A 5761-nucleotide genomic window follows, 5' to 3' on the forward strand; every position below is an offset into this window, starting at 1 on the left:
GAACGGGGCTATCCAGGACGGCTCCGACGCCGTGATCACACCAGCCACGGACAAGATCATCTCACCTGTGGCCAGCAGTTACGGGACAACCCCTAGGGGGTGGGGGAGATCACCACGGCCGTGCCGTAGGCGCAGATCTCGGTGCCCAGGTCCGCCGCCTCGGTCACGTCGAAGCGCATCATCAGCACCGCGTTGCCACCGCGCGCCTTGGTCTGCTCGACCAGCCGCTCCATCGCCTGGTTCCGCGACTCGACCAGGGTCTTGGTGAGCCCCTTGAGCTCACCGCCCAGCATCGACTTGAAGGAGGCGCCGATCTGGGTGCCCAGGTGACGGCTGCGCACGGTGAGTCCGAAGACCTCGCCGATCACCCGGTCCACCCGGTACCCGGGCACGTCGTTGGTTGTGACCACCAGCACATCGGCGCTCGGGCCCTGCCCGCCGCCGTACTCGTCAAGGTTGCTCATGCGTTCATCCTGCCGCTCGAAGGCTTGCCAAGCCGGTGGACTCGCTCGCGAACAGTCTGTAAACCTTGACCCATGGGCGAGCGAAGCGATCATCAGGGGCCGGGCGCGGCGGCGGATTCCGGTGACTCCGGCGCGCAGGAGATCGAGGCGACGGTGGTGCTCGGCATCCGGATCACCGACTGGGACGCGTTGCGGGCCGCCGCCCGCGCCGCCGTGACGGAGCTGGACTTCGCCGGGGTCGACCCGGCCGGGCAGCGGGAGGCGCTGCTGCGGGAGGTCTCCGAGGACCCGAACGCGGCGCTCGGCGCACTGCTGCACCCGGACCGGCTGGTGGCCGCGATCCCCGGGGTGGAGGCACTGGGCGGCACGCTGGAGATCGCGCTGACCGACGACTTCGCCCCGGACTTCGCCGAGCTGTTCCCGCTCGACCTGGACGAGGAGGAGGGCGGCGGCACCGGGGACTGGACCCTGACGCCACGCACCGCCTGCCTGCTGCACACCCAGCTGATCACGCTGGCCGACGCGGCGTACGACGACCTGGACGAGCACGAGGGCGATCCGGTCACCGACGAGGAGGAGGCGGACTGGGCCGTGCTGGCCCGGCTGCCCCGCCGGACCTGGAACCTGCACCGGGGCTGGCGCCGCTCGCTCGCCCGCACCTTCGACGACCTGGCCGACGACCTGGCGCTCGGCGAGTGGCCGCTGCCGCGCTGCCTGGCCGAGGAACTGGCGCTCCGGCTGGCCCTGGTGGACGCCCGGGAGCTGCTCGGGGCCCAGCCGCAGGCGGTCGCCGACATGATGGGCGACCTGCCGGTCGACCTGTACGACTACGACTGGGACGGCTGCGCCGACGAGCTGTTCGGCGTCTACGGCCCGGAGGAGCAGGGCGACCCCGAGCTGGACACGGCCGACCGGACCGACCAACTGCTGGCCGCCACCCACCCGGAGGGCTGGTTCCTCACCTACGAGGACGCCGAGGAGCGCGAGGCGGGCCGGGGCTACCGGCGCTGACCTGCGCGGCGGGCGCGGCCGGGCGGCTGGCATGCTGGTGGGGTGACGACGTCTCCCTTCACCGCTCCCAGCACCCCGGCCGCCTCCGACCCTCGGGACGACCAGCCGCAGTACGTGCTGCCGCTGGTGGTCCGGCTGGAGAAGGCCGAACCCCCGGCCCGCACCGACGCGCTGGAGACCTCGGCCCGGGCGGTGCTCACGCTGCTCGCCGACCCCCGGGTGACCGAGCCCGAGGGGGAGTGGGCGGAGCGGGTGGCCGCCTGGGAGGACGCCCGGATCCGCAAGGTGGTCCGGCGGGCCCGGGGTGGTGAGTGGCGCAAGGCGAACGAGCTGCCCGGCATCACGGTCACCGGAGAGTCCGCCGAGGTCCGGGTCTTCCCGCCGATCCCGCTGGACGGCTGGCCGAAGGAGCTGGCCAAGCTCCAGGTCTCCGGCACCGACCTGGACGACCCCGCCGAGCCCGGCCCGGTCGAGCCAGGGGTGCCGGTGCTCTGGCTGAACCCGGACCTGGAGATGAGCGCGGGCAAGACCATGGCGCAGACCGGCCACGCCGCCCAGCTCGCCTGGTGGCGGCTGGACGACGCGCAGCGCAAGGAGTGGGCGGAGGCGAGCTTCCCGCTGGCCGTCCGGACGGCGTCGAAGCAGGACTGGGCCGGACTGACGGACGGTCACCTGCCGGTGGTCCGCGACGCGGGCTTCACCGAGATCGCCCCCGGCTCCTGCACCGTCGTCGCGGACCACCCCGCGCTGCACTGAGCGGATCAGGCCGCGACGAGCTGCTGCTCGCGGGCCGGTGTCCCGCCCTTGGGCTTCCGGTTCGGCAGGGAGAGCCGGAAGACCTTGTGCCACGCGGAGAAGACCTGCTTGGGCAGCGGGCCGGTGACGTACTCCAGCTCGTACCTGTCGAACAGCGCGCGCACCTTCACCGCGACTTCGGCGTACCGGTTGCTCGGCAGGTCCGGGAACAGGTGATGCTCGATCTGGTGGGACAGGTTGCCGGTCATGAAGTGCATGGCCCTGCTGCCGCTGATGTTCGCCGAGCCCATCATCTGGCGCAGGTACCACTGGCCGCGCGTCTCGCCCTGGACCGACCGGCGCTCGAAGACCTGCACGCCCTCGGGGAAGTGCCCGCACATGATCACCGAGTGGGTCCAGATGTTGCGGACCAGGTTCGCGGTGAACGTGGCGGCGAGGGTGGTGAGGAACGACGGGCCCGACAGCAGCGGGTGGATCACGTAGTCCTTGAGCACCTGCTTGCGGATCTTGCGGCCCACGGCCCTGGCCCGGGCGCGGAACTCCGGGCTCCGGCGGCGGTGCTTCTGCAGGTTCTTGCCGAGCTCCAGGTCGTACGCCGCGATGCCGTACTCGAAGAAGCAGGCGTTGAGGAAGTTCCACAGCGGCTGGCCGAGGTGGAACGGGTGCCACCGCTGGTCCTCGTCGACGCGCATGATGCCGTAGCCGAGGTCGTTGTCCTTGCCGATCACGTTGGTGTACGTGTGGTGCAGCTCGTTGTGCGAGTGCTTCCACTGCTCGGCCGGCGAGACGTGGTCCCACTCCCAGGTGGTGGAGTGGATCTTCGGGTCCCGCATCCAGTCCCACTGGCCGTGCAGGACGTTGTGGCCGATCTCCATGTTGTCCATGATCTTCGCCACGGACAGGCCGGCGGTGCCGAGCAGCCACGCGGGCGGGAAGAACGAGAACAGCAGCACGCCCCTGCTGGCCAGCTCGAGCTTGCGCTGCGCCGAGATGACCTTGCGGATGTAGGCGGCGTCCTTCTCGCCGCGGTCGGCGATCACCTCGTCGCGGATCGCGTCCAGCTCGCGGCCGAGCTCCTCGATCTGCTCTGCGGTCAGGTGGGCGGTGGGGTCGATGGCGGTCAAGGTACCTCTACCGTTCGATGTCGCAGGGGCCCGCCGCGGCGGACACGCAGGTCTGGATGAGGACGCCCGGCTCGGCCTCGGTGATCTCGCCGGTGCGCAGGTCGCGGACGGCGCCCGCCTTGAGCGGTGTGACGCAGCCGAAGCAGATGCCCATGCGGCACCCGGAGGGCATGAGTACGCCGGCCTGCTCGCCGATGTCCAGCAACGGCGTGGCGCCGTCCGCGTCGACGGTCCTGCCGGTGGCGCTGAAGGTGACCTCGCCGCCGTCGCCGGTGACGACGACGCGGGGGCGGAACCGTTCGGTGTGCAGGCGCTCCTGGACACCGTGCTCGGCCCAGTGCCGCTCCGCGGCGTCGAGCAGACCCTCGGGCCCGCAGGCCCAGGTCTCGCGCTCGGCCCAGTCGGGCACGAGATCGCCGAGACGGGCGAGGTCGAGCCGGCCGTCCGTGGTGGTGTGCACCTCGGTGAGGCGCAGCTTCCCGTCCGCGACCAGGCCGTGCAGTTCCTTGCGGAAGATCACGTCCTGCGGCTGCGGCGCGCAGTGGACCATGACCACGTCGTCGAGCCCGGTGTCGCGCAGCATGCCCATCACGGGCGTGATGCCGCTGCCGGCCGTCAGGTAGAGCACCTTGGCGGGCTTGGCCGGCGGTAGCACGAAGTCACCGGCCGGCTGGTCGAGTTGGACCAGCGTGCCCGGTGTCGTCCGGTGGACGAGGTGGTTGCTGACCTTGCCGTCCGGGATCGCCTTCACGGTGATCGTGATGCGGCCGTCCTGACGGTCCGTCGGTGAGGTGAGGGAGTAGGCACGCCACAGCCGCGTGCCGTCGACGTCGACCCCGATCCGCACGTACTGACCGGCCGAGTGGCCGCGCCAGCCCCGTCCCGGCCTGATCACCACGGTCGCGGCCTCACCCGTCTCGGGGTGCACGGCCTCGATGCGCCCCCGCAGGTCGGCGCCCGCACGCAGCGGGCTCACCAGGTCGAGGTAGTCCGACGGCAGCAGCGGCGTCGTGACCATCTCCAGCAGTTTCCACGCCCTGCTGCGGAGGGCTGCACTCGTCATGACTCCAGCTTGCTGCGCCTCGGGGCGTAAAGTCCTGACCACAGGACGTGAATCTGATCGGCAGAATTGTTCGTGGGGAACAAGAACGTGAGCAATGCAGTTCGGAGGGCCGGCGAACCGGTCCTGGACGAGACGACGGTCGCCGCGCTTCGGGCCGCGCTGACGGCCACCGCCGACGAGGTGGTGCAGGCGATCATCAGCGAGGTTCCTTCCTACGCCAACGCCCTCTCGGGCCGCATGGGCGGCACCATCCGCCGAGCCGTCCGGACCGCCCTGGGGCACTACCTGGACCTCGCGAGCGGGAACGCCACGGGTGGCGACGCCGGTGACGCGGCCTACGAGCTGGGCCGCGGCGAGGTGCGCGACGGCCGTTCGATGGACGCCCTGCTCAGCGCCTACCGGGTCGGCGCCCGGGTGGCCTGGCGATACCTGGCAGCGGGTGCCGTACCCGCGGGTCTGCCCGCCGCCGAGGTCGCCAAGTTCGCCGAGCTGACCTTCGCCTACATCGACGAGCTCTCCGCCGCGAGCGCCGCCGGCCACGCCGACGAACTGGCCGCCCGGGGCCGGGCCCACGAGCGCCACCTGGAACACCTGGCCCGCGACCTCCTCGCCGACGCGGGCCCGGACGTACTGCTGTCCTCCGCCCAACGGGCCGGGTGGCAGCCCCCGGTTTCGCTGACCGTGGTCCTGCTGCCCGCCGCCCAGGCCCGGCCCGCCTACCGCGTGCTCGACCCGAGCACTCTCGTCCTCGACGACCTACCGGACGCCACCGGTGTGCTGCTCGTCCCCGATGCCGACCGACCGCACCTCCTGCGGCAGCTGACCGACCGCGCCGCCGTGGTCGGCCCGGCACGGCCGTGGACCCGGGCGTCCGCCTCGTACGCCCGGGCCGTACGGGCGCGCTCCCTCTCCTCCGGGATTCGCGACACCGAGGACCACCTGCCCGAGCTGGTGCTGAGCGCCGACACGGACGCGTTCGCAGACCTGCGTACCCGGGCCCTCGCGCCGTTGCGGACTCTGCCTGCCGCGACCGCACGGCGGCTGGAGGAGACCTTGCGGGCGTGGCTGCTGCACCAGGGCAGGCGGGACGAGGTGGCGGCGGCACTGTTCGTCCATCCTCAGACGGTCCGGTACCGGATGGCGCAGCTGCGGGAGCTGTTTCCGGATCTCGCCTCGCCGGACCGGGTCCTCGAACTGACCTTGGCGGTGGGTCCACGGGGCAGCTGACGCGTCCTTCGACCGAACACTGCTAGGCCGTGTTTTAGAACGGGGTTCCGGTCCAGTCCTCGCGCTGTGATGATCATGGTGTGGGGCGTGGAGATCTTTCTGATGAGCAGTGGTCG

The 5761-nt window shown here is 71.5% G+C and carries 6 protein-coding genes; 3 read left to right on the forward strand and 3 right to left on the reverse strand.

Annotated features, from left to right (window positions below; translation table 11 throughout):
• Nucleotides 1-92: 92 nt before the first annotated feature.
• Nucleotides 93-464, reverse strand: coding sequence for a YbjQ family protein (locus ACIRPK_RS36630; RefSeq protein ID WP_403047231.1), 372 nt, complete (start codon nt 462-464; stop codon nt 93-95).
• Nucleotides 465-536: 72 nt separating this feature from the next.
• On the opposite strand from ACIRPK_RS36630, the gene ACIRPK_RS36635 reads away from it, so the two are divergent.
• Both ACIRPK_RS36635 and ACIRPK_RS36640 read left to right on the forward strand, forming a co-directional pair.
• On the forward strand, nt 537-1475 hold the full coding sequence (locus tag ACIRPK_RS36635; protein WP_403047234.1) for a hypothetical protein: 939 nt from the start codon (nt 537-539) through the stop codon (nt 1473-1475).
• Between the two features lie 42 nt (nt 1476-1517).
• Entirely contained in the window at nt 1518-2231 is a 714-nt protein-coding gene (locus tag ACIRPK_RS36640) for an aminoacyl-tRNA hydrolase (protein WP_403047237.1), read from the forward strand.
• Between the two features lie 5 nt (nt 2232-2236).
• On the opposite strand, the gene ACIRPK_RS36645 is transcribed toward ACIRPK_RS36640, so the two are convergent.
• Together ACIRPK_RS36645 and ACIRPK_RS36650 are read right to left on the reverse strand one after the other, a co-directional pair.
• Nucleotides 2237-3355 carry a fatty acid desaturase family protein gene (locus ACIRPK_RS36645; RefSeq protein ID WP_403047239.1) on the reverse strand — a complete coding sequence of 373 codons (1119 nt, stop codon included), beginning with the start codon at nt 3353-3355 and terminating at the stop codon, nt 2237-2239.
• Nucleotides 3356-3362: 7 nt separating this feature from the next.
• Nucleotides 3363-4418 carry a ferredoxin reductase gene (locus ACIRPK_RS36650; RefSeq protein WP_403047242.1) on the reverse strand — a complete coding sequence of 352 codons (1056 nt, stop codon included), beginning with the start codon at nt 4416-4418 and terminating at the stop codon, nt 3363-3365.
• 87 nt (nt 4419-4505) lie between these two features.
• Between ACIRPK_RS36650 and ACIRPK_RS36655 the strand changes: the two genes are divergently transcribed.
• A complete protein-coding gene (locus ACIRPK_RS36655) occupies nt 4506-5645 on the forward strand; it encodes a PucR family transcriptional regulator (RefSeq protein WP_403047245.1) in 1140 nt (379 codons plus the stop codon).
• The last annotated feature ends 116 nt before the right edge of the window (nt 5646-5761 follow it).

Source organism: Kitasatospora sp. NPDC101801, assembly GCF_044766665.1.
Taxonomy (GTDB): Bacteria; Actinomycetota; Actinomycetes; order Streptomycetales; family Streptomycetaceae; genus Kitasatospora.

Excerpts from the sequence above, each read along its gene's own strand:
- ACIRPK_RS36630 (WP_403047231.1), bottom strand. The coding sequence starts at position 464 with ATGAGCAACCTTGACGAGTACGGCGGCGGGCAGGGCCCGAGCGCCGAT.
- ACIRPK_RS36635 (WP_403047234.1), top strand. The coding sequence starts at position 537 with ATGGGCGAGCGAAGCGATCATCAGGGGCCGGGCGCGGCGGCGGATTCC.
- ACIRPK_RS36650 (WP_403047242.1), bottom strand. The coding sequence starts at position 4,418 with ATGACGAGTGCAGCCCTCCGCAGCAGGGCGTGGAAACTGCTGGAGATG.